Source organism: Pseudoalteromonas phenolica (genome assembly GCF_044788725.1).
Classification (GTDB): Bacteria; Pseudomonadota; Gammaproteobacteria; order Enterobacterales; family Alteromonadaceae; genus Pseudoalteromonas; species Pseudoalteromonas phenolica_C.
In genome coordinates this window covers 830,172-852,321 of record NZ_CP173161.1, presented here as the reverse complement: position 1 = coordinate 852,321, position 22,150 = coordinate 830,172, and the positions used below count along the sequence as shown (strand labels likewise).

Annotated in this window: 14 protein-coding genes and 19 tRNA genes; 22 read left to right on the top strand and 11 right to left on the bottom strand. The window is 43.2% G+C overall.

All coding sequences use genetic code 11. The annotated features are described in order from the left end of the window. Nucleotides 1–697: 697 nt before the first annotated feature. The 13 genes from ACH784_RS04040 to ACH784_RS03980 all read left to right on the top strand — a co-directional run bounded on the left by ACH784_RS04040 (nucleotide 698) and on the right by ACH784_RS03980 (nucleotide 12,558). Nucleotides 698–774: transfer RNA gene (locus ACH784_RS04040), tRNA-Asn, on the top strand. Nucleotides 775–794: 20 nt separating this feature from the next. Next, nucleotides 795–871: transfer RNA gene (locus ACH784_RS04035), tRNA-Asn, on the top strand. 16 nt (nucleotides 872–887) lie between these two features. Beyond that, a tRNA-Asn gene (locus tag ACH784_RS04030) sits at nucleotides 888–964 on the top strand. 23 nt (nucleotides 965–987) lie between these two features. Further along, a tRNA-Asn gene (locus ACH784_RS04025) sits at nucleotides 988–1,064 on the top strand. 266 nt (nucleotides 1,065–1,330) lie between these two features. After that, on the top strand, nucleotides 1,331–3,274 hold the full coding sequence (locus ACH784_RS04020) for an EAL domain-containing protein (protein ID WP_404393731.1): 1,944 nt from the start codon (nucleotides 1,331–1,333) through the stop codon (nucleotides 3,272–3,274). Nucleotides 3,275–3,468: 194 nt separating this feature from the next. Further along, entirely contained in the window at nucleotides 3,469–4,050 is a 582-nt protein-coding gene (rsxA, locus tag ACH784_RS04015; RefSeq protein WP_404393729.1) for an electron transport complex subunit RsxA, read from the top strand. 2 nt (nucleotides 4,051–4,052) lie between these two features. Beyond that, nucleotides 4,053–4,607: an electron transport complex subunit RsxB gene (gene rsxB / locus ACH784_RS04010; RefSeq protein WP_404393727.1), complete on the top strand. Its 555-nt coding sequence runs from the start codon at nucleotides 4,053–4,055 to the stop codon at nucleotides 4,605–4,607. 8 nt (nucleotides 4,608–4,615) lie between these two features. Then, a complete protein-coding gene (gene rsxC / locus ACH784_RS04005; RefSeq protein ID WP_404393725.1) occupies nucleotides 4,616–7,435 on the top strand; it encodes an electron transport complex subunit RsxC in 2,820 nt (939 codons plus the stop codon). Continuing rightward, entirely contained in the window at nucleotides 7,432–8,490 is a 1,059-nt protein-coding gene (gene rsxD, locus ACH784_RS04000; protein ID WP_404393723.1) for an electron transport complex subunit RsxD, read from the top strand. The genes rsxC and rsxD overlap by 4 nt, the downstream gene beginning before the upstream one ends. Continuing rightward, nucleotides 8,487–9,125, top strand: a complete 639-nt coding sequence (rsxG, locus tag ACH784_RS03995; RefSeq protein ID WP_404393721.1) for an electron transport complex subunit RsxG — start codon at nucleotides 8,487–8,489, stop codon at nucleotides 9,123–9,125. Before rsxD ends, rsxG begins: the two co-directional genes overlap by 4 nt. After that, nucleotides 9,122–9,820 (top strand): electron transport complex subunit E, encoded by a 699-nt coding sequence (locus tag ACH784_RS03990; protein ID WP_058030776.1) that lies wholly within the window; start codon nucleotides 9,122–9,124, stop codon nucleotides 9,818–9,820. Before rsxG ends, ACH784_RS03990 begins: the two co-directional genes overlap by 4 nt. A gap of 14 nt (nucleotides 9,821–9,834) precedes the next feature. Next, nucleotides 9,835–10,467, top strand: a complete 633-nt coding sequence (gene nth, locus ACH784_RS03985; protein WP_404393719.1) for an endonuclease III — start codon at nucleotides 9,835–9,837, stop codon at nucleotides 10,465–10,467. 180 nt (nucleotides 10,468–10,647) lie between these two features. Further along, nucleotides 10,648–12,558 (top strand): aminotransferase class I/II-fold pyridoxal phosphate-dependent enzyme, encoded by a 1,911-nt coding sequence (locus ACH784_RS03980; RefSeq protein WP_404393717.1) that lies wholly within the window; start codon nucleotides 10,648–10,650, stop codon nucleotides 12,556–12,558. A 236-nt stretch (nucleotides 12,559–12,794) separates the two neighbouring features. Here the strand turns inward: ACH784_RS03980 and katG are convergent, their stop codons facing one another. Beyond that, the gene (katG, locus tag ACH784_RS03975) at nucleotides 12,795–14,942 is read right to left on the bottom strand and encodes a catalase/peroxidase HPI (protein WP_404393715.1); all 2,148 of its coding nucleotides are present in this window, start codon (nucleotides 14,940–14,942) and stop codon (nucleotides 12,795–12,797) included. 118 nt (nucleotides 14,943–15,060) lie between these two features. On the opposite strand from katG, the gene ACH784_RS03970 reads away from it, so the two are divergent. Then, entirely contained in the window at nucleotides 15,061–15,384 is a 324-nt protein-coding gene (locus tag ACH784_RS03970; protein WP_404393713.1) for a tetratricopeptide repeat protein, read from the top strand. Between the two features lie 217 nt (nucleotides 15,385–15,601). Here the strand turns inward: ACH784_RS03970 and ACH784_RS03965 are convergent, their stop codons facing one another. The 9 genes from ACH784_RS03965 to ACH784_RS03925 all read right to left on the bottom strand — a co-directional run bounded on the left by ACH784_RS03965 (nucleotide 15,602) and on the right by ACH784_RS03925 (nucleotide 18,681). Beyond that, entirely contained in the window at nucleotides 15,602–17,182 is a 1,581-nt protein-coding gene (locus tag ACH784_RS03965; protein ID WP_404393711.1) for a PAS domain-containing methyl-accepting chemotaxis protein, read from the bottom strand. 249 nt (nucleotides 17,183–17,431) lie between these two features. Next, nucleotides 17,432–17,507 (bottom strand) — tRNA-Glu (locus ACH784_RS03960). 161 nt (nucleotides 17,508–17,668) lie between these two features. Continuing rightward, nucleotides 17,669–17,744 (bottom strand) — tRNA-Glu (locus ACH784_RS03955). An 85-nt stretch (nucleotides 17,745–17,829) separates the two neighbouring features. Next, nucleotides 17,830–17,905: transfer RNA gene (locus ACH784_RS03950), tRNA-Glu, on the bottom strand. 86 nt (nucleotides 17,906–17,991) lie between these two features. Further along, nucleotides 17,992–18,067 (bottom strand) — tRNA-Glu (locus ACH784_RS03945). A gap of 86 nt (nucleotides 18,068–18,153) precedes the next feature. Then, nucleotides 18,154–18,229, bottom strand: a tRNA-Glu gene (locus ACH784_RS03940). A gap of 86 nt (nucleotides 18,230–18,315) precedes the next feature. Continuing rightward, nucleotides 18,316–18,391, bottom strand: a tRNA-Glu gene (locus ACH784_RS03935). 100 nt (nucleotides 18,392–18,491) lie between these two features. Further along, nucleotides 18,492–18,567 (bottom strand) — tRNA-Glu (locus tag ACH784_RS03930). 38 nt (nucleotides 18,568–18,605) lie between these two features. Continuing rightward, a tRNA-Ala gene (locus ACH784_RS03925) sits at nucleotides 18,606–18,681 on the bottom strand. 614 nt (nucleotides 18,682–19,295) lie between these two features. Between ACH784_RS03925 and ACH784_RS03920 the strand changes: the two genes are divergently transcribed. The 8 genes from ACH784_RS03920 (at nucleotide 19,296) to ACH784_RS03885 (ending at nucleotide 21,697) form a co-directional block, all read left to right on the top strand. Beyond that, a tRNA-Val gene (locus ACH784_RS03920) sits at nucleotides 19,296–19,371 on the top strand. A gap of 22 nt (nucleotides 19,372–19,393) precedes the next feature. After that, nucleotides 19,394–19,469: transfer RNA gene (locus ACH784_RS03915), tRNA-Val, on the top strand. A 17-nt stretch (nucleotides 19,470–19,486) separates the two neighbouring features. After that, nucleotides 19,487–19,562: transfer RNA gene (locus tag ACH784_RS03910), tRNA-Val, on the top strand. Nucleotides 19,563–19,584: 22 nt separating this feature from the next. After that, nucleotides 19,585–19,660 (top strand) — tRNA-Val (locus tag ACH784_RS03905). A gap of 16 nt (nucleotides 19,661–19,676) precedes the next feature. Then, nucleotides 19,677–19,752 (top strand) — tRNA-Val (locus tag ACH784_RS03900). 29 nt (nucleotides 19,753–19,781) lie between these two features. After that, a tRNA-Val gene (locus ACH784_RS03895) sits at nucleotides 19,782–19,857 on the top strand. A 21-nt stretch (nucleotides 19,858–19,878) separates the two neighbouring features. Then, nucleotides 19,879–19,954: transfer RNA gene (locus ACH784_RS03890), tRNA-Val, on the top strand. Nucleotides 19,955–20,065: 111 nt separating this feature from the next. Beyond that, nucleotides 20,066–21,697 (top strand): response regulator, encoded by a 1,632-nt coding sequence (locus ACH784_RS03885; protein ID WP_404393709.1) that lies wholly within the window; start codon nucleotides 20,066–20,068, stop codon nucleotides 21,695–21,697. Nucleotides 21,698–21,707: 10 nt separating this feature from the next. On the opposite strand, the gene msrB is transcribed toward ACH784_RS03885, so the two are convergent. Further along, complete coding sequence (gene msrB / locus ACH784_RS03880; RefSeq protein ID WP_138567009.1) at nucleotides 21,708–22,148, bottom strand: peptide-methionine (R)-S-oxide reductase MsrB; 441 nt, start codon at nucleotides 22,146–22,148, stop codon at nucleotides 21,708–21,710. Between the last annotated feature and the right edge of the window lie 2 nt (nucleotides 22,149–22,150).

Sequence of the window (22,150 nt, the reverse complement as noted above, 5' to 3'; positions counted from 1 at the left end):
AAAAGTATTGCAATGCTTCTACAGCCCGACACATATGGCTTTGCAATACTTTTTAAATATTAATAAACAATGTTATCCACAGATTCTGTGGGTAAGTGTCACAAAGCTAATAAAATAAAGACTTATAGCGCGATCAAAAGATCAAAATTTCAGCTGTGGAAAACGATCATTCTTGCATTTATGTTACAGAAAATGATCTTAGGCCCTCTCTGTTGATAACTTTAAAGTTATAAACAGTTTTGCAAAGCAAGCTATCGGTTATAGAAATCAGCTCTAAGCCCTTATTTTTAAAGGTCTAGAAAGAAACAGCTTCACAAACTATGTAATTAAAACTGAAATACAGTCTATTTTCTGCACTGAGAATAAAAATGAAACAAACAATAGACCTTGTCATTTTACGATCCAGATCTACCTATAAAGAAATAAATAATGATCAAGATGAAAAGTTGTAATTTAGGCCTTTAGAACAAAATTTGGCTATAAACAGATAAAATGAACACTTTCTCTATATACTTAAAAAGCCTAATAAACCGTCACAATCAAAAAACAAAACCTAAAGTTAATAGAATTTGCATTAAAAAATCGGCAAATCGAATATAAAACCAGCGGATAAACGGATTTTTTAAATTTCTGTCATTTTAATTGTTGACACCTTGCCAAGGGGTCATTAATATTTCGCCCCGTTGAGAGACACGCTTCCCCCTTAGCTCAGTTGGTTAGAGCGACGGACTGTTAATCCGCAGGTCCCCCGTTCGAGTCGGGGAGGGGGAGCCAAGTTTCTTGATAATAACGATTCCCCCTTAGCTCAGTTGGTTAGAGCGACGGACTGTTAATCCGCAGGTCCCCCGTTCGAGTCGGGGAGGGGGAGCCAATCGTTATAGTGTAATTCCCCCTTAGCTCAGTTGGTTAGAGCGACGGACTGTTAATCCGCAGGTCCCCCGTTCGAGTCGGGGAGGGGGAGCCAACACTACTATCCTTTTATATTGTTCCCCCTTAGCTCAGTTGGTTAGAGCGACGGACTGTTAATCCGCAGGTCCCCCGTTCGAGTCGGGGAGGGGGAGCCAATATTCAGATTCTAATAGACTTTTCTCACACATTGCACTACCCTACTACTGCTAATTTTTTCCTTTAATAATCGCCTTTTAAACTCGTTTTTATGATTTAATTCTTGGTTTATTTTGCGATAAAAAGTTCCTCAATTTTTAAACTAAGTTGACGATAAATTACCGTACTAACTTGATTTTAATGCGCTCAAAGAATTTATGATGGTGATTACCTCTGAATGATTTGCAGATTGGAATAAAACTAAAAATAACTGAAAGACACAATAATGGCAGGCTTTAAAAAACTTATATTTGTGCAGTTGATCTCGTGGCTTCTGTTTTCACTTATTGGCGTATTTTTCTTTGCAACCAGTTTTGACTCTGCGGTGTCGAAAGCTCAGCAAAGTGCGCAAGTAATGGTGACTCAATATATTAAAGAAAAAACCATGGCTGAGGTCACCCCTCAACATATTCGCCAAGCACTTGCGAATGGCAATGTATTTTCAACCTTTATTGTCAGAGACTTCAATGGCGACACGGTATTAAACGTCAATACACATAATCCACTTCCCTTTATCGCTGACATCATCGAATCCAACATCAATGCGATTCGTCCGCAGTTTGCCGTCAATATCAGTAAAGATATTAAAATCGAATTTATCATAAATGCGCAAAGCCAAGCCCAGCTATTACAGCAAGCAGTTATACTGATGTTTATCATTACTGCCCTACTCGCATTTATTCCTGTCTTTTATATGAAAGCCATTTATAAACGCTTAAATCGCAATGTCAGTATGACAGTTGCCGATGCGGTAGATATGTACATTACTCAAAACCAAGTAACAGAAAGCATAGAAAATGACTTTAATGCAGGTAAAGTGCAAGCACTGGGTGCCGAGCTTGCTCCCTCTTTCAACCGCTTAGCGCATTTCTTAAAGAGCAAACAAGAAGATATTCAAAGCGCCGCACAAAGTATTAAGCAAGAAGCTTATAAAGATGTGGTAACTGGTTTGGGTAACCGCAACATGTTCGTTGAGTATTACGAGCAGCATATTGAATCAAGCAGCAAAAAATCATTTGGTACCCTTGCCATGATCCGTTGTAGTGAATTGCAAGTTATCAACCAAACTCGTGGCTATCAAAAAGGCGATGAATATATTAAAGCGGTGTCAGAAATCATTACCCATGTTTGCGGCACCTATACTGGCGGACAAACCTTCCGATTAAATAGCTCTGACTTTGCGGTTATTTTGCCAAATATTCCGGCAAAAGAAGCCGAACATTTCGGTGAGACATTACAAGCTCGCTTTACTCAATACCAACAAAACCAAGAGCTTAGCTCTGTCGCTAACACGGGTATTGTGCCTTACGAAACAGGTAAACCGTTAGGTGAGATATTATCTGTTGTTGATAACGCCATGAGTATGGCCCAAAGTAAGCAAGCGAATGCATGGCACATTCAGCGCGAATCGGATCTTATCAACAATGTTGGTGCAGGTTTTGGTAACCAAAACTGGCGTAAAGTGATCCATGATGTAATCGAAGCAAAACGCGTCAGCTTAATGATGCAAAACATTATGCCAATTGGTAAAAATGTTAAGGCCTATGCCGAAATTCAAGCACGCTTTAAAACCGAAGATAACCAAATGCTGCCAACAGCGTCTTTCTTGGCGATGGCGGAAAAACTTGAGATGGCCATCGAAATCGATAAATTGATCATAGATACGTCTCTAGAGCTAATAAAAACCCGTAACTTTACCGAAAAGTTCTTTGGTATCAATGTCACTGCATCAAGTGCCCACTCAGATCAATTTGTGATCTGGTTAGAGCGCCGTTTGTTAAAAGATGCCAACATTGCTTCGAAACTCATTTTTGAAGTGAGTGAGTTTGGTTTACAGCAAAATATAAAAGCCAGTAAACGCTTTATCGATATGGTCCACCGCGTTGGTGCACGTATCACCGTTGAGCGCTTTGGTGTTGGTTTAACCTCATTTAAGTTCTTCAGAGATTTGAAACCAGATTTCATCAAGATGGATGCAAGTTATACCCGAGGTCTTGAAGAAGATAAGAACAACCAATACTTCATGCGTCTGATGGTCGACCTTGCTCACCGTATTGGTGTGAGTGTGTTTGCCGAAGGGGTCGAAAACCAAGAAGAAAAACACGTCGTCGAGACACTCTGCCTCGACGGTGTTCAGGGTTACTACATAGAGAAACCCAAAGAAATATAAGGTTATTAAACCTTACTAAAAATGGGCCCTTTCAGGGCCTTTTTTGATTTTGCAGCTTATATCCTTAAATCTTTACAAAAATACCCGTTTATCAAAACAATTCTGCCGTTTTTGTTGTGATATTCAGCGCCAAACTTGTTAAAATTAACAATCGTGTAGGAACCAAATTCAAGGCGTCGACATTAGGGGCTGTAATGACTGAATATATTCTGTTGCTGATCGGCACAGTATTAGTAAATAACTTTGTATTAGTGCAATTTTTAGGCTTGTGCCCGTTTATGGGGGTATCTGGTAAATTAGATACTGCTGTAGGTATGTCGATGGCCACCACTTTTGTACTCACACTCGCTTCAGTCACCAGTTACCTTGTGAATGAATACATACTGCAACCACTAGAAATAGAGTTCTTGCGCACCATGAGCTTTATTCTTGTTATTGCTGTGGTCGTTCAATTTACTGAAATGGTGGTAAAAAAGACCAGCCCTACCCTTTATCGCTTATTGGGAATTTTCTTACCACTTATCACCACAAACTGCGCGGTATTGGGTGTTGCCCTTCTTAATATTAAAAAAGAGCATACTTTTATGAGCTCTGCCGTATTTGGGTTTGGTGCCGCGGTTGGTTTTTCTATGGTGCTGGTGTTATTTGCTGCACTGCGTGAACGTCTGGCGGTTGCAGATGTACCAACGCCTTTTAAAGGTGCATCGATTGCTATGATCACCGCCGGTCTAATGTCTCTTGCCTTTATGGGCTTTTCTGGATTAGTGAAGTTTTAACCATGACCTTGTTTTACGCACTGATTGCGCTAGGGACCCTAGCGCTGGTTTTCGGCCTTATTTTAGGCTATGCCGCGGTAAAATATCGCGTTGAAAGTAGTCCTATAGTCGACCAAGTCGATGCCATTTTACCACAAACACAATGTGGTCAATGTGGTTACCCTGGCTGCCGCCCTTACGCTGAAGCCATCGCCAATGGCGACGAAATTAATAAATGCCCACCTGGTGGTGATGCCACCATTAAAAAGCTGGCCGATTTAATGGGCGTTGAGCCTAAACCTTTAGCTGGCGGCGAAGAAGCTGAGCCAGTAAAAACCGTTGCTTATATTCGTGAAGATGAATGTATTGGTTGTACTAAATGCATTCAAGCTTGTCCGGTTGACGCCATTGTCGGTGCCACAAGACAAATGCATACGGTATTAAAAGATGAATGTACCGGCTGTGACTTATGCGTTGAGCCTTGCCCGGTTGATTGTATTGATATGATCCCTGTTGCTGAAACAAAGCAAACATGGAAATGGCAGTTAAACGCCATTAACGTCACTCAGATTGATTAGAGGTTGCCGTGGAATCGTTATTTGAACAAATAGAACGTGGAACGCTGTGGCAATTTCCTGGTGGTATTCATCCACCAGAACAAAAAACATTGTCGAACCAAGCTCCTATTCGCCAGTTACCCTTACCTGATAAGTTGGTTATTCCATTAAAGCAGCATATTGGTGCTAATGGTCAACTGCTTGTCCATGTGGGCGATCATGTTTTAAAAGGTCAAGCTCTGACAAAACCAGCGGGCAATTGGTCTTTACCCGTACATGCCGCTACTTCAGGTACCATCATCGCCATTGAGCATAGACCATCGGCACACCCGTCAGCTTTACCAGAGCCGAGTATCGTGCTTGAACCTGATGGTAAAGACACTTGGTGTGCGCTTGAACCACTTGAGCAATATACAGAGGTTTCTAAGCAACAACTGGTCGATAAGATTCATGATGCAGGCATTGCTGGAATGGGTGGTGCAGGCTTCCCGACTTATGTGAAAGCCAGCAGCCAAGCTGAGATTGATTTTTTTGTTGTCAATGGCGTTGAATGTGAACCTTATATCACAGCCGATGACATGTTAATGCGTGAATATGCTGAGCAAATCGTGCAAGGCATTGAGGTCATGCAGCACCTACTCTCTCCAAAATATGTGTTAGTTGGTATTGAAAACAACAAGCCTGAAGCTATTGCTGCGATGCAGAAAGCATCAGCACATAACGATAAAATCTTAGTTCGCTCAGTGCCAACCAAATACCCTTCTGGCGGTGAAAAACAGCTGATCAAAGTACTGACTTCTCGCGAAGTGCCCAGTGCGGGCATTCCTGCAGATATTGGCGTATTAGTGCAAAACGTCGGTACTTTATTTGCGATAAGCGACGCTGTGCTTCGTGGCAAACCGCTCATTGAGCGTGTTGTTACTGTGACCGGTAACACCATCAAACAAGCACAAAATGTTTGGGCACTGATGGGGACTGAGATTAAGCACCTACTCGATAGCCAAGGGTTCGAACCCGTTAGTGCACAGCGCGTCATCATGGGTGGGCCAATGATGGGCTTCACTTTGCCAACAGTACGCATTCCTGTGGTCAAAACCACCAACTGTATTTTGGCACCTGACAATCAAGAACTGGCTGAGCCAAACGATGAAAAAGCCTGTATTCGCTGTAGTGCGTGTGCAGATGCCTGCCCGCAAACTTTGCTACCACAACAATTACAATGGTTTGCGAAAGGCAAAGAGTATCAAAAGCTTGAAGAATATAACCTATTCGATTGTATTGAATGTGGTGCGTGTTCTTACGTGTGCCCGAGTGAAATTCCACTGGTGCAATATTATCGTGTTGCCAAGGCTGAGATCCGTGAACAAAAACTAGAACAGATCAAAGCTGAGCGCGCAAAAGAGCGTTTCGAAGCCCGTAAAGAACGTTTAGAACGAGAGCAAGAAGAACGTCAAAACCGCCACAAACGTGCGGCTAGCCGTTCTACTCAATCAGCACAAAGTAAAGAAAAAGTGGCTGAAGCTCTTGAGCGTGTTAAGAGCAAGAAAACACCAGAAAAGTCAGCTGTTGAAGCAGCAATTGCCCGCGCTAAAGCGAAAAAAGCAGCCGATGGCACACTCGAGCCTGATAATAGTGCTGTTGCATTAGAGCGCGCTAAGCGTAAAGAGCAAGCTCGTCAATACAAGGCTGAGAAAGCCACTGATGGCAGTGCCGATAAGCCTAAAGATAATAAGGCTGCTGTTGCCGCTGCCATTGCACGCACGAAAGCGAAAAAGGCCGCACAACAATCCGATGCAGATGATGTAAATACAGAAAAACAAGCAACTCAGACTGATGCATCTAACGATCCGCGCAAAGCCGCAGTTGCTGCCGCCATCGCTCGTGCAAAAGCAAAGAAAGCGGCACAAAATACTGAGCAAGATGAAGCGCCAGCTGAAACTGAAAGCACAGAAGATCCGCGTAAAGCCGCTGTTGCTGCCGCCATTGCCCGTGCAAAAGCAAAGAAAGCAGCTAAAGAAACAGAGCAAAGCGATGAAGCTGTAGCTGATAGCGAGTCTGAAGATCCTCGTAAAGCTGCTGTTGCAGCTGCTATCGCCCGTGCAAAAGCGAAAAAAGCAGCGAAAGAAGCTGAGCAAAGTGATGAAGCTGTAGCTGATAGCGAGCCTGAAGATCCGCGCAAAGCTGCTGTTGCAGCCGCCATCGCTAGAGCAAAAGCGAAAAAAGCAGCGAAAGAAGCTGAGCAAAGCGATGAGACTGTAGCTGATAGCGAGCCGGAAGACCCGCGCAAAGCCGCAGTTGCAGCGGCCATCGCTCGAGCAAAAGCGAAAAAAGCAGCGAAAGAAGCAGCTAAAGAAGCTGAGCAAAGTGATGAAACTGTTGCTGATAGCGAGCCGGAAGATCCACGTAAAGCTGCAGTTGCGGCAGCCATTGCCCGTGCAAAAGCGAAAAAGGCAGCTAAAGAAGCTGAGCAAAGCGATGAAACTGTAGCTGATAGCGAGCCGGAAGATCCGCGTAAAGCAGCTGTTGCAGCTGCTATCGCCCGAGCAAAAGCGAAAAAGGCAGCTAAAGAGGCAGAACAAAGCAGCGAGCCTGAAGATCCGCGTAAAGCGGCTGTTGCAGCTGCTATTGCGCGTGCTAAAGCGAAAAAGGCTGCAAAAGAAGCTGAACTAGCAGCTAGCGAAGAACGTGATGAGACGGATACTCAAACTGAGCAAGCAGAACAAAACAGCGAGCCTGAAGATCCACGTAAAGCCGCAGTTGCAGCGGCTATTGCGCGTGCTAAAGCAAAGAAAGCAGCCAAAGAAGCGCAGTTAAAACAAGAATCAGAAGAAGGAAATGAACCGTCATGAAATTAACCATGGCTTCATCGCCCCACAATCATAGTCATAAAGCACTGAATAAATTAATGATGACAGTGATCGCCGCGTGTGTGCCCGGGATCATCGCTCAGTGCTATTTTTTTGGCTCAGCTGTTTTAATTCAAATACTCATCGCACTCATTTCTGTCAGTGCATTTGAAGCAGCTATCATGAAGATCCGTAATAAAGCCATTTGGCCATCATTAAGTGATGGCTCTGCTTGGCTGACTGGTGTGCTGCTGGCAATTAGTATCCCACCTCTCGCTCCTTGGTGGGTCATCGTCATCGGCTGCCTTTTCGCCATTGTGATCGTGAAGCAACTGTATGGTGGATTAGGCTTTAATTTATTCAACCCAGCAATGGCTGGTTATGTCTTACTGCTTATTTCATTCCCGGTGCAAATGACAGCTTGGTCGCCAGTTTCTGAACTGTTAGTGACTCCTGTAAGTTTTATCGACCAACTTGCTTTAATTTTCACGCAAACCACAACGTCAGGTTTAACCCTAGAGCAAGTCAGAGCGGGTATTGATGGCATTACAATGGCAACACCACTCGATACAGTAAAAACAGCCGTTGCTCAGGGCTATACAGTCACAGAAGCGATGCAAAGTGCTGTGTTTGCCGATTACGCTGGTAAAGGCTGGATGTGGGTTAACCTAGCTTATCTGGCCGGTGGTATTTTCTTACTTTGGCGCGGCATTATTAACTGGCACATCCCTGTCGCCTTCATTTTTGCATTGGCATTTTGTAGTGCTGTGGGTTACATCATTGCCCCAGGTAGCCACGCAGGCCTTGTTTTCCACCTACTCAGTGGCGCAACTATGCTAGGGGCATTCTTCATTGCCACCGATCCGGTATCTGCTTGTACCACAGATAGAGGCCGTTTAATCTTTGGTGCAGCCATTGGCGTATTGGTGTATATCATTCGTACATACGGTGGCTATCCAGATGCCGTAGCCTTCTCTGTGTTACTTATGAATATGGCAGTACCATTAATTGATCACTACAGCCGCCCGCGCACATTTGGCCATGGAGTTGCACAATGATAGCCAAGTCTATGTATAAAAATGGCGCCATATTGTGTGCTTTTGCATTGGCAACCACAGGCAGTGTGGCTGTGGTTCAGAGCCTGACTGAAACACGGATCGCAGAGCAAGAAAAAGCACAACTGATGTCTTTACTGTCTCAAGTTATTCCAAGTGAGCGTTACAACAACCAACTCTATCTTGACTGCGTAGAAAGTGACGCGCCAGAGCTTGGCCCAGCAGGCCCACATATTATTTATCGTGCAAGATTAAACGGCGAGCCCGCGGCTTTGCTTGTTCGCCACATCACTCCTAAAGGGTATAGCGGTAATATCGATATCTTAACTGCAGTCACAAAACGTGGCGAAATCACAGGTGTACGTGTTACCCGTCATGAAGAAACACCCGGCTTGGGTGATAAAGTCGAGCTGGCAAAATCACAATGGATCACCACATTTAATGGTATGCAAGTTAACGGTGCGAACGATGACCGTTTCGCGGTTAAAAAAGATGGTGGCGAGTTTGACCAATTTACTGGCGCGACCATCACACCTAGAGCAGTGACAGGCTCAGTGGGTGAAGCCGCTTGGTACGCAACAACACACTTTGATGCTTTATTTGCCAAAGACAACCTGTGCGCAGGAGAAACACAATGAGCGAATATAAAACCCTCATAAAAGATGGCATGTGGGCCAACAACCCTGCCATTGTGCAATTACTTGGTTTATGCCCACTACTTGCTGTAACCAGCACCATTACCAACGCAATGGGCTTGGGGATCGCAACCTTACTGGTACTGGTTGGTTCTAATGTCACTGTGTCATTGGTACGTAATTTTGTACCAAAAGACATTCGCATTCCTGTATTTGTCATGATAATCGCCGCGTTTGTAACCATAGTGCAGCTATTGATGAATGCTTATACCTTCGGTTTATATCAAGCGCTGGGGATCTTCATTCCATTAATCGTAACCAACTGTGCCATTATTGGCCGTGCTGAAGCCTACGCTTCTAAAAATACCCCACTATTATCTGCATTTGATGGCATCATGATGGGCTTAGGGTTTATGGTGGTGCTGGTGTTATTGGGCGCAATGCGAGAGTTAATTGGCCAAGGTACCTTGTTTGATGGTGCAAACTTACTATTAGGCGATTGGGCGACGGTTCTGCGTATCGAAGTTTTCCAATTTGATAACCAATTTTTAGTGGCTATTTTACCGCCCGGTGCCTTCTTAGGTTTGGGTTTATTAATTGCCGCTAAAAATGTCATTGATGCGCAAATTAAAGCAAAAGCACAGCCTACGCAAGAAGCCGAAAAAGCGCCGAGAGCACGTGTTACTAGCTTAACTTAAACGGGTTACGAACAATGAACAAAACCAAAAGACTTGAGATCTTAACCCGTTTACGTGATGACAATCCAAACCCAGAAACAGAGTTGGATTTCACCACCCCATTTGAGTTGCTTGTTGCTGTCACCTTGTCAGCACAAGCCACCGATGTGAGTGTGAATAAAGCGACAGCAAAACTATTTCCAAAAGCAAACACCCCACAAGGTATTTTGGATATTGGCTTAGAGTCACTCAGAGATCACATTAAAACCATTGGTTTATATAATTCTAAAGCCAATAACGTCTATAAGATGTGTCAGATCCTCATAGATAAACACGGTGGTGAAGTGCCTGAAAACCGTGAAGCATTAGAAGCCCTACCCGGCGTCGGTCGCAAAACCGCAAACGTGGTTTTAAACTGCGCGTTTGGCTGGCCAACCATTGCAGTCGACACCCATATTTACCGCGTTTCAAATCGCACCAAATTTGCCATGGGTAAAGACGTGGTTGCCGTTGAAGAAAAGCTTGAAAAAGTCGTACCAAAAGAATTTAAAGTCGATGTACACCACTGGCTGATCTTACACGGCCGTTATGTCTGTGTTGCACGCAAACCAAAGTGCGGATCATGTATTATTGAAGATTTGTGTGAGTTTAAAGAAAAGACAGAGTAATACGACAAAGTACTTCCTAACTCTTAAGGGGTAAATTGCCCCTTAATTCTTTGCGCTTATAGCGACCCAGAATTACAACTTCCACAAATATATTTTAATTATTTCAAACTATTAATTTCACAAAGTAGAACTCATTCTTTATGCTAATCAAAGTTTTGAACTTTAAAAGTGAGCTTGAGTATGCTGCCAATTCTTCGTATCTTGTTAATCGAACAAGATCCTGCCGTGTTACAAGAACTCTCGGCTAACCTGTCGAAAACTATCATTAATTTTGAAAGAGAAGATATTCAGATAGACATTACGGAATGTCTCGATTTAACACAGGCGCTAGAGTTTATCACCGAAGATGGCGATATTCAGGCGGTGGTACTGAGCTGGGATGCTAATAAAAAAAGCGGCGAGCAGGTTTATAGCCGTTTCATTGAGCAGCTCAAACAAATTCGTATCGAGTTACCCGTGTATGTCATTGGTGACGATACCAAGGGCCTTGAAATCATTAATGAGTCTGAAGAGATTGAATCTTTCTTTTTTAAAGACGAAGTTATTTCAGATCCTGAAGCGATTTTAGGCTATATGATCAACGACTTTGATGACCGTTCAGAAACACCATTCTGGACCGCTTATAGGCGCTACGTTGGCGAAGCCAATGACTCTTGGCATACACCGGGGCATAGCGGTGGCTCTAGCTTTAGAAACTCACCCTATATTAAAGACTTTTATCAGTTTTATGGCCGCAATGTGTTTGTGGGCGACTTGTCGGTTTCGGTTGATTCGTTAGGCTCATTGTCAGATAGCACCAACACCATAGGCCGCGCCCAAGAATCGGCCGCCGCCACCTTTGAAGTGAAACGCACTTACTTTGTCACCAATGGCTCGTCGACCTCAAATAAAATCATCTTACAAACTCTGCTGCGCAAAGGTGATAAGGTCATTATCGACCGTAACTGCCATAAGTCCGTGCACTATGGCATTTTGCAATCAGCCAGTTACCCTATTTATTTATCGAGTATTTTAAATCCGAAATATGGCATATTCGCCCCGCCATCACTTTCTGATATTAAACAGGCGATTGAACAAAATACCGATGCCAAGTTATTGGTTTTGACTGGCTGTACTTACGATGGCTTACTAAGCGACTTAAAACAAGTTGTTAATTATGCCCACCAACATGGCATTAAAGTGTTTATCGACGAAGCTTGGTTTGCTTATTCATTATTCCACCCAAGTTTACGTCAATACTCAGCCATTCATGCGGGCGCTGATTATGTGACTCACTCAGCACACAAAGTGGTGTCGGCGTTCTCACAAGCCTCTTATATTCACATTAATGATCCAGATTTCGATGCTGATTTTTTCCGTGAGATTTATAGTATTTACGCCAGTACTTCACCTAAATATCAGCTAATTGCATCTCTCGATGTGTGCCAAAAGCAATTGGAAATGGAAGGCTACAAGTTAATCCATGCGCTGTTGAGTCATGTTGAAGAATTTAAGCAACAGATGGCGTCGCTCAAACACATCAAAGTGCTAGATAAGCAAGATTTTATAAACATATTTCCGCACTTTAATGACGATAATATGGGGCATGATCCGCTTAAAATCCTCATAGATATTAGCGAGCTACCTTATTCACATAAAGATATTCATAAGTTCTTGTTAGACGAAATCGGGCTCGAAATAGAAAAGTACACGCATAGCACGATTTTGGTATTACTAACGCTGGGCGGTACTCGCTCTAAGATCATCCGCTTATACAACGCATTAAGAAAGCTGGATAGCGGCAAAGTCAAACTATCAAAATCAACTCGACGTTCGCGTTTACCTGAGAGTTTGCCTGCCATTGATCTTGCCTGTATTCCAAGTGATGCATTTTATGGCGAAAGAGAGTCGGTGCCTATCGCCAAAGCTGGAAACCGCATTTGTGCAGGCTTAGTCACGCCATATCCACCGGGTATTCCGCTGTTAGTGCCAGGTCAGCACATTACCCAAGAGCATATTGACTATCTTAAAGAGTTAGCCGGACAAGGGCTGACAATTCAAGGCAGTTTCGATGGTGAGATATATGTTCTAAAAGAGGATAAGGCAGGCTAAACCCTGTTATTAACTATCTACCATGGCGGTGGTGTATTAAAACCACTGCCAATTTTTCAACTAGCCCCTAACCTAATTCAAACCTTGCATCACAAAGCTCTAGTTTGAAAACAGTTTATTGATCAATATGTAGTTTTATCAATAAGCACTTTCTCAGTTCAAAACTTTAAAGTTTTAAGCCCATAAAAAAGGCCGATAAAATCATTATCAGCCTTACATTAAAAGCAAAAATAAGCTTAAAATCTATCTGCGTTCATGACTTTCACCCAAGCTGATACAAAATCTGTGACGAACTTTTGTTTGTTATCGTCTTGTGCGTAAACTTCTGCATAGGCACGTAATATTGAGTTAGAGCCAAACACAAGATCCACACGAGTGGCTGTCCATTTAACTTTGCCAGAATCTCTTTCACAGATCTCATAAAGGTTTTCACCCGCAGGTTTCCAGCTGTATTTCATGTCAGTCAAATTGACAAAAAAGTCGTTACTCAAACAGCCCACATTATCGGTAAATACACCGTGTTGGCTGGCACCATAATTCGCTCCTAACACGCGTAACCCACCTATTAAAACGGTCATCTCATGCGCGCTTAGGCCCATAAGTTGTGCTCTATCGAGCAACATTTCTTCTGGGGTTACAACATAATTGGCTTTTTGCCAATTTCTAAAGCCATCATGCAAAGGCTCTAAAACAGCAAACGAGTGTTCGTCAGTCATTTCTGCGGTTGCATCGCCACGACCTTTTTGAAAAGGCACGTCAACGGAAAATCCAGCGGCCTTGGCTGCTGCTTCAATTGCAACATTACCAGCCAGTACAATCACATCGGCAATGCTGGCTCCTGCTTCTAAAGCGATTGGCTCAAGTACAGATAATACTTTTGCTAATCGCTGAGGCTCGTTACCTTGCCAGTCTTTTTGCGGTGCTAAACGGATCCTTGCGCCGTTGGCCCCTCCTCGCTTGTCAGAATACCTAAAAGTACGCGCACTATCCCATGCGGTAGCGACGAGCTCTGCCACACTTAAACCGCTGGCTGCTATCTTGTCTTTAACTATTTGCTCATCATAGTCTTGATTACCCTCGGGCACCGGATCTTGCCAAAGCAAATCTTCTTGTGGTACTTCTGGCCCTATATAACGACTCTTTGGCCCCATATCTCTATGAGTTAACTTAAACCAAGCGCGGGCGAAAACTTCTGAAAAGTACTGCGGATCGTTATAGAAACGCTCGGAAATTTTGCGATAAGCTGGGTCCATTTTCATGGCCATATCAGCATCCGTCATCACTGGATTATGACGAATGCTCGGATCTTCAACATCAGTCGGCTTGTCTTCTTCTTTGATATTTATTGGTTCCCATTGCCAGGCACCTGCTGGGCTCTTTTTCAACTCCCAGTCATAATTTAATAATAAGTGAAAGTAGCCGTTATCCCATTGAGTTGGGTTTGTTGTCCAAGCCCCCTCAATACCACTGGTTACGCTGTCTCGACCCACACCTCGCGTGGTTTTATTTAGCCAACCTAAACCTTGATCTTCTATTTCCGCCGCTTCAGGTTCTGCCTCAAGATTTGCAGCATTACCATTGCCATGACACTTACCCACTGTGTGCCCACCTGCAGTTAGTGCGACAGTTTCTTCATCATTCATGGCCATGCGTTCAAAAGTCACTCGCACATCGTGTGCGGTTTTTAATGGATCAGGGTTGCCATCGACCCCTTCAGGGTTGACGTAAATAAGCCCCATCATGACTGCAGCCAATGGATTCTGTAAGTCTCGCTCTCCCGAATATCGATTGTTTTCGCTGCCTGTTGGCGCTAACCATTCTTTTTCAGAGCCCCAATAAACGTCTTTTTCAGGATGCCAGATATCTTCTCGACCAAAGCCAAAACCAAAGGTTTTCAAACCCATTGATTCATAAGCGATTGTGCCTGCATAGGCAATTAGATCGGCCCAACTTAGGTTATTGCCGTACTTTTTCTTGATTGGCCAAAGAAGTCGTCTAGCTTTGTCTAAATTTGTGTTATCTGGCCAAGAGTTGAGTGGCGCAAATCGCAAGTTACCACTTCCAGCACCACCTCGACCATCGGCTATGCGGTACGAACCAGCAGCATGCCACGTCATACGGATCATCAAACCACCATAGTGCCCCCAATCTGCCGGCCACCAATCTTGGCTATCTGTCATCAATGCGATTAGGTCTTGCTTAAGCGCTTTAAAGTCGAGTTGTTTTACCGCTTCTTGATAATTGAAATCAACGCCGAGCGGGTTCGTTTTAACATCATGTTGATGCAAAATATCTAGGTTCAGAGACTTGGGCCACCAATCTGTGTTTGACATACCACTTGCTGTTGAACTCCCATGCATAACTGGACATTTACCTGTTGTCATTTCACTCTCCATATTGCTGTACAGCCAAAACTTCAAGGCTAGAGTTGATAATTCTAAATCGTAATTATTTTGCTTAATTACAAAAGACTTAACGGTTCTCCATTAAACCTAGTCGAAGATGCGTGAATATAGAATTAATCTCAGAAAAAAGGAGGCGGGCAAACGTTATTTTAATGCCATTAGTATTTACGAGCAGCTTATTAAGCAATATCCATATATTACTAATGCATATTTCAGATTAGCTTATTTGTATGAAGGAAAAGGTGAAGACACAAAAGCCTTACAAACATTAGACAAGGCACTCAAAGTCAGCCTGACTGAAAACGTTGATAATAATAAAATTAAGACTTTCAGGGCCCATGTGATGGCTAAGCTGCCGGAACAAAAGTGCGAAACAGCAAAAATTTATGTGGAAAACGGCAAAAAAAAATGCGCACTTTAGACTATACCAACCCTCAATAATACTCAATCATTCTGAGGGACTAAAACTGGCGCTAACTTCGTTGGAAATTTCTTATTTAGAACACTAAATAGCAAAATTTCCGCCTTGTTCCCGACTAGTTTTCCTTGCCTCAAAATAGATCGCTTAATTAAGAGGATTGGTATTTGAGGGAGCTTGCTCCCTCTCATTATTTTCATGAATGACAAAAGACTGTATTTTATCGCACAAACTTTTTAATAAACTGATCAACTAAAGCTGTTTGCGCATTGAGCGATTCTTGCGTTTTAGACATAGTTGCAATGGTTTTATCGGAGCTTTGCATTGAGTCGTTGGCTAATTGCGAGATATGAACCGCATTATTATTTAGCTCATTCGATACACCCGACATTTGCTCTGTCGCCGTGGCAATTTGATAGTTCAAACCTGAAATATCATTCACTATGGCATTGATACTTTCTAAACTCGCCTGCGCACCTTCTGCTTGGGTTACACAATCTGTTGATTTATCTACACCATTTTGAATTGCTTGTACTGCGCGCTCAGCTCTTGTCCGCAAGTTGGCAATAATGGTGTCGATTTCTTTGGTCGACTCTTGAGTACGTTGGGCAAGTGCCCTTACCTCGTCAGCCACCACTGCAAACCCTCTTCCCTGCTCTCCAGCTCTTGCGGCTTCAATCGCGGCATTAAGGGCTAATAAGTTAGTTTGCTCTGAGATCCCTCGGATCACATCCACGACACTGCCAATATTGACTGTCTGCGCATTCAAATCTTCGATATCAACCTGAGTTTGGGTCAACTCTTCTGCCAACGCATAGTTGTTTTTCATGTTTTCATTGACGGCTTCATTACCAATTTTTACTGACTCTAAAGCGGCCTCAGAGCGTTCAGCTGCATTATTGGTGTTACTTGCAACTTCAGAAATGGTTGCTGACATTTCATTGATGGCGGTAGCTAATGCATCGGTTTGCATTTGCTGACTATTCAGTAATTCTGCACTATGGTTGCACTCTTTCACCGTTTCATTGGCTTGCTCAGTTACAGTTGAACTGGCGTCTTTTACTCGACCTAGCACTGCTCTAAGCTCCGATTCTCTCGCTAACAATGCTAACTCGATTGCTGCAATATCATTTACTTTCCCTAAGTAAATCTTTTGCATTAGTGAATTATCATAGACTTTTTTAGCTTGCTCACTCAACGCTCTAACAGGAGCCAACTTTCTATGAGTTACGGCAAGGACTGCTAATAACAAAACCGTCTCTAAGATATAGTTCCAAGGCGCAGGTAGCGACGTTAAAAACATAGTAATTACGTAGAATGAGAGCACAATTGCCATCATCTGCGACGATAAAGACCATGATGGAGCCGTTAGTTTTTCAGCAGAGCTTCCTGAATTAAGTTGCTGATAAATTTTCTCGGCTCGATTAACAACAGCTCTATCAGGTTTGGTTCGCACAGATTGATATTCAACGGTTTTACCTGAAGCATCCTTAATTGGTGTAACAAAGGCGTTCACCCAGTAATGATCACCATTTTTACAGCGGTTTTTCACCATTCCCATCCAAGACTGACCACTGCCAATATAATCCCATAGATTTTTAAAGGCGGCTTTAGGCATGCTCGGGTGGCGAACAATATTATGCGGTTTATTTTCTAGTTCGTGCAGCTCAAATCCCGCGACTTCGCAAAATTGCTTATTCGCATATTTAATTTGGCCCTTGGTATTTGTTGTAGATAACAGATTGTAATGATTGGGGTAATCATACTCTCTGTTGGTCACTTGATTTCTTCCTTTAGTCATCGTCGTTCACACTTATTAAAAAAGATATGATAATTTTTTCGTAGAAAATCGCGAAAGCCTTTTCGCTGCAAAAAATTGATCAAGATCAATTTGGAGTACTGAATTAATAAAATATAGACGGTATAAAAGAGTAGATAGATAATTTATTAAGATTTAGTTCAGAGAAAAGAGAGATAAATTATCAAAATTTAATTTAATGAAAATAGAGATGACTTATAAGGAATTAATTTAGAAATACAGCAAGAAGAGTGGCGTCCCCTAGGGGATTCGAACCCCTGTTACCGCCGTGAAAGGGCGGTGTCCTAGGCCTCTAGACGAAGGGGACGCAGAAATTGTTTAGCAAATCACTGATTTGCTATTTCTGCGTTAGGTGAGTCCGAGCCAGCGAGGCGAACGGCATTATTCTTCCGCAGAATTCTGTGTCACTAGGACTGGTTATTTAAGCTCTTACCATACGAGCGTTTATCTTGAACACTTTTAGTAAAGTGGCGTCCCCTAGGGGATTCGAACCCCTGTTACCGCCGTGAAAGGGCGGTGTCCTAGGCCTCTAGACGAAGGGGACGCAGTATCATGTAGATAATGTGTCACTAGGACTGGTTATTTAGACTCTTACCATACGAGTATTTATCTGAGCACTTTTAGTAAAGTGGCGTCCCCTAGGGGATTCGAACCCCTGTTACCGCCGTGAAAGGGCGGTGTCCTAGGCCTCTAGACGAAGGGGACGCAGTATCATGTAGATAATGTGTCACTAGGACTAGTTATTTAGGCTCTTACCATACGAGCGTTTATCTTGAGCACTTTAAGTTAAGTGGCGTCCCCTAGGGGATTCGAACCCCTGTTACCGCCGTGAAAGGGCGGTGTCCTAGGCCTCTAGACGAAGGGGACGCAGTATCATGTAGATAATGTGTCACTAGGACTGGTTATTTAGGCTCTTACCATACGAGCGTTTATCTTGAGCACTTTAAGTTAAGTGGCGTCCCCTAGGGGATTCGAACCCCTGTTACCGCCGTGAAAGGGCGGTGTCCTAGGCCTCTAGACGAAGGGGACGCAGTATCATTTAGATAATGTGTCACTAGGACTGGTTATTTTAACTCTTACCATACGAGCATTTATCTTGAGCACTTTAAGTAAAGTGGCGTCCCCTAGGGGATTCGAACCCCTGTTACCGCCGTGAAAGGGCGGTGTCCTAGGCCTCTAGACGAAGGGGACGCAGTATCATGTAGATAATGTGTCACTAGGACTGGTTATTTTAACTCTTACCATACGAGTATATTTAACTCCCCTACTCCATTCGAAGAAGTAGCGGAATTGGCGTCCCCTAGGGGATTCGAACCCCTGTTACCGCCGTGAAAGGGCGGTGTCCTAGGCCTCTAGACGAAGGGGACACAAAACTGTGTTCTCTAGGACAATTGCACTTAGAAATTGGTGGAGCTATGCGGGATCGAACCGCAGACCTCCTCGCTGCCAGCGAGGCGCTCTCCCAGCTGAGCTATAGCCCCTTACCTTGGGCTTATCTAACCTTTCAGTTAGTCACCTGTATCGCTGAGTGCGGGGCGCATTCTATGCACCCGCAAAATTAAAGTCAACAATTTTTCTTTAACTTTTTACTGTTCGCTTCAAAAACCAACAAACAGGCGCATATATAACCACATCAACACTTTTTAGGCAACTAAACCCGCTCTATATCATTGCTCTAGCGTTTAAATGCCCTACTTTATTCCTTGTATCACTGAGTTATTACCTATAGTTATGGTGTTTACTATTTTGGCCCTTTATTACGAGCCGTAGAAAAAGCAGCTATACTTGGTTTTGAACAAAACTTGAAAAACAGAATCTCCAATTTTATCTACTAAATACAACCCGACATTAAATTCATAATATTTGGCACTTTAGCTTTGATTTATTTTTCAATGAATCTACTTTCCTGTCTACTTTCTTAGCTTTTTAAGTTTTTTTAGCGTGAAAATGTACTTGCTATATAATGAAGAACAATTGCAATTTGATGATAAAACCCGCAGACAGACCAAATTTGTAAATTCAGCTATTGACTCTGTTGCAAGTCTCCCTATAATACCGCTCCACAACGACACGGTAACGTGTTGTTTTTAGATATGGGTCGTTAGCTCAGTTGGGAGAGCATCGCCCTTACAAGGCGAGGGTCACTGGTTCAAGTCCAGTACGACCCACCACATATCTAAATTTATCTATAATGGGTCGTTAGCTCAGTTGGGAGAGCATCGCCCTTACAAGGCGAGGGTCACTGGTTCAAGTCCAGTACGACCCACCATTATAGAACTGTAATATGGGTCGTTAGCTCAGTTGGGAGAGCATCGCCCTTACAAGGCGAGGGTCACTGGTTCAAGTCCAGTACGACCCACCATATTACACACCATTTTCTAAATGGGTCGTTAGCTCAGTTGGGAGAGCATCGCCCTTACAAGGCGAGGGTCACTGGTTCAAGTCCAGTACGACCCACCATTTAGAAACACTTTGCGGGTTGTTAGCTCAGTTGGGAGAGCATCGCCCTTACAAGGCGAGGGTCACTGGTTCAAGTCCAGTACAACCCACCACTCTTTTGGTTTGCAAAGTACATTGATATGGGTCGTTAGCTCAGTTGGGAGAGCATCGCCCTTACAAGGCGAGGGTCACTGGTTCAAGTCCAGTACGACCCACCATATCAAGCTTAATTATTATGTGGGTCGTTAGCTCAGTTGGGAGAGCATCGCCCTTACAAGGCGAGGGTCACTGGTTCAAGTCCAGTACGACCCACCACATAATCCAATCTTAAATTCTTAATCTTACTCTGTTTTATCTCCAAACTATTTAAAAAAGCCCATTAAAGGTCTAGACTGTCATTAGCCCTTATCGTTACCAATTTATTCAATGAGCTTAAACAACTTTAGCAATATCAAGCTGTTAATTGTCGAAGAACAGCCACTCGCTCTGAGTCACCTCAGGCGCTCTTTGGAGCAGCTACAGTTTAAGCATATCTATATGGCTGAGCATGCTGTTGCAGCGATAGAGCTTTGCGCCAGTGAAAAATTTGATTTAATTATTTGCTCATTTGACTTAACTAAGCGACAAAACGGCTATCAGCTTTACGAAGAACTCAAAAATAAAAATCTCATCAAGAACACTACCGCTTTTATTTTCGTCTCTGCTGAGACCAGTGGTGAGCTAGTACATAGTGTTCTTGAACTTCAGCCCGATGACTTTCTAGTAAAACCTTTTTCCATTAAAGATCTGAAGTCTAGACTTACCCGTGTTTTGAAAAGAAAAGCAGCACTGAAACAAATTTTCACTTTGATTGATGACGGTAACGATTCAAAAGCAATTAAAGTTATCGACCAAGAACTTGATAATAACGACAACACCTACAGTCCGATCATGCTTAAGTTAAAAGGTGAGGCGCTACTTAGATTGAAGCGAGTTGACGAGGCCAAAACATTTTATAAATCAGCTCTGTCTTTACAAAAATTTGCTTGGGCTAAAATAGGGTTAGTAGAAGCCTTAATTGCCAATAAGGAGCATGTACTTGCACAGCGCATGCTAAAGACGATGTTGGAACGCTCTGAAACCAGACTAGTTGCGCTTGATCTATTGGGTCGTCTCGAAATGCAGCTTAATAAATTCGAGGATGCACAAACATTTCTACAGCAAGCCACAGACATGGCACCGCGCAATATCGAAAGACAAAAAAGCTTAGGTCGTGTTGCATCAATAAATCACGATTACGAATCTAGCTATAACGCCCATAAAGACATTGCCCAATATGCTAAACATTCGATCCATGACAACCCTGAAGTCTACTTAAATGCAGCAAGAGCAGGTATCGACTTTGCTCTGGCCACAGATCAAACAGAACAAATTAATCGCATTACACGACAAACGCAAAAATACTTGGCCGATTTAAAAAAACAATTTCCTAATGCCAATAACCAAACCCAGCTAGACGTTTTGAACGCACGTATTCATTATTTAAAAGACGAGCATCAAAAAGCGATACAGCTCATCAACCAACTCGAAGATGAGCCGACAATACGCTCAATTGATGCCGCCCTTGATAAAGCAAAAGCTTGTCATGAGCTTGGGATGCAACACAAAGCACAAGACTTATTCACGCAAATTATTAAACATTGTGAGCGTCATAAAGACATTAGTGACCCCACTACCCTGCACTATATTCGTCAGCAAAAAACTGAAAAGCAGGATATTACAATGGGTCCAAAAGAACTTAATAACCATGCTGTTACCCAGTTTAATCAGGGGCGAATCGATGTTGCACTTGAGGCATTTACCCAAGCGTTTAGGATTATGCCAAAAAATGCCAGCATAGCCTTGAACCTTATGCAGTGTTTACTGGATAAAAATCAGCGTGCTGAAAATACTATCAATACCCCATTACTCAAGAAGTGTTTTGAACTTTTAAATAATGTGGATTTAGATGCTGATCAGAAAGAGCGTTTAGGCAAGCTGAAAGTCACCTGCGATGAGCTGGGACTTTCAATAGACTAATTGTTTAAGGCTAAGCTTTTGTCATCGATAACGCATTTACACAATAGCGTAAACCTGTTGGTGGTGGGCCATCGGGAAATACATGCCCTAGGTGTGCGTCGCATACATTACACACAATCTCGACTCGCTGCATACCATGGCTGTTATCACCAATGTAAGCAATCGACTCTAAATAGGCGGGTTTGGTAAATGATGGCCAACCTGTACCACTGTTAAACTTTTCGTCTCCTGAAAACAATAAATTATTGCAACAGGCACAGTGATAGTCTCCGGCTTCAAATACCGTGCAACTACCACTGCTGAACGGCCTTTCGGTGCCTTTATTACGGGTAATATAGAAGACTTCTGGGTCTAGCTCTTGTTGCCACTGTTCAGCTGTTTTCTCAACTCGATTTTTCGGCTCTGGATTACCAGTATTGGCGTACTTTAAAACATCTTGCCAGGTCAGCATAA

Bases quoted from the DNA above. Each gene is read 5' to 3' on its own strand.
- katG (WP_404393715.1), bottom strand. From the start codon at position 14,942: ATGACAACAGGTAAATGTCCAGTTATGCATGGGAGTTCAACAGCAAGT.
- ACH784_RS03990 (WP_058030776.1), top strand. From the start codon at position 9,122: ATGAGCGAATATAAAACCCTCATAAAAGATGGCATGTGGGCCAACAAC.
- ACH784_RS03970 (WP_404393713.1), top strand. From the start codon at position 15,061: ATGCGTGAATATAGAATTAATCTCAGAAAAAAGGAGGCGGGCAAACGT.
- ACH784_RS03965 (WP_404393711.1), bottom strand. From the start codon at position 17,182: ATGACTAAAGGAAGAAATCAAGTGACCAACAGAGAGTATGATTACCCC.
- ACH784_RS03885 (WP_404393709.1), top strand. From the start codon at position 20,066: ATGAGCTTAAACAACTTTAGCAATATCAAGCTGTTAATTGTCGAAGAA.
- nth (WP_404393719.1), top strand. From the start codon at position 9,835: ATGAACAAAACCAAAAGACTTGAGATCTTAACCCGTTTACGTGATGAC.
- rsxD (WP_404393723.1), top strand. From the start codon at position 7,432: ATGAAATTAACCATGGCTTCATCGCCCCACAATCATAGTCATAAAGCA.
- msrB (WP_138567009.1), bottom strand. From the start codon at position 22,148: ATGCTGACCTGGCAAGATGTTTTAAAGTACGCCAATACTGGTAATCCA.
- rsxA (WP_404393729.1), top strand. From the start codon at position 3,469: ATGACTGAATATATTCTGTTGCTGATCGGCACAGTATTAGTAAATAAC.
- ACH784_RS03980 (WP_404393717.1), top strand. From the start codon at position 10,648: ATGCTGCCAATTCTTCGTATCTTGTTAATCGAACAAGATCCTGCCGTG.
- rsxB (WP_404393727.1), top strand. From the start codon at position 4,053: ATGACCTTGTTTTACGCACTGATTGCGCTAGGGACCCTAGCGCTGGTT.
- ACH784_RS04020 (WP_404393731.1), top strand. From the start codon at position 1,331: ATGGCAGGCTTTAAAAAACTTATATTTGTGCAGTTGATCTCGTGGCTT.
- rsxG (WP_404393721.1), top strand. From the start codon at position 8,487: ATGATAGCCAAGTCTATGTATAAAAATGGCGCCATATTGTGTGCTTTT.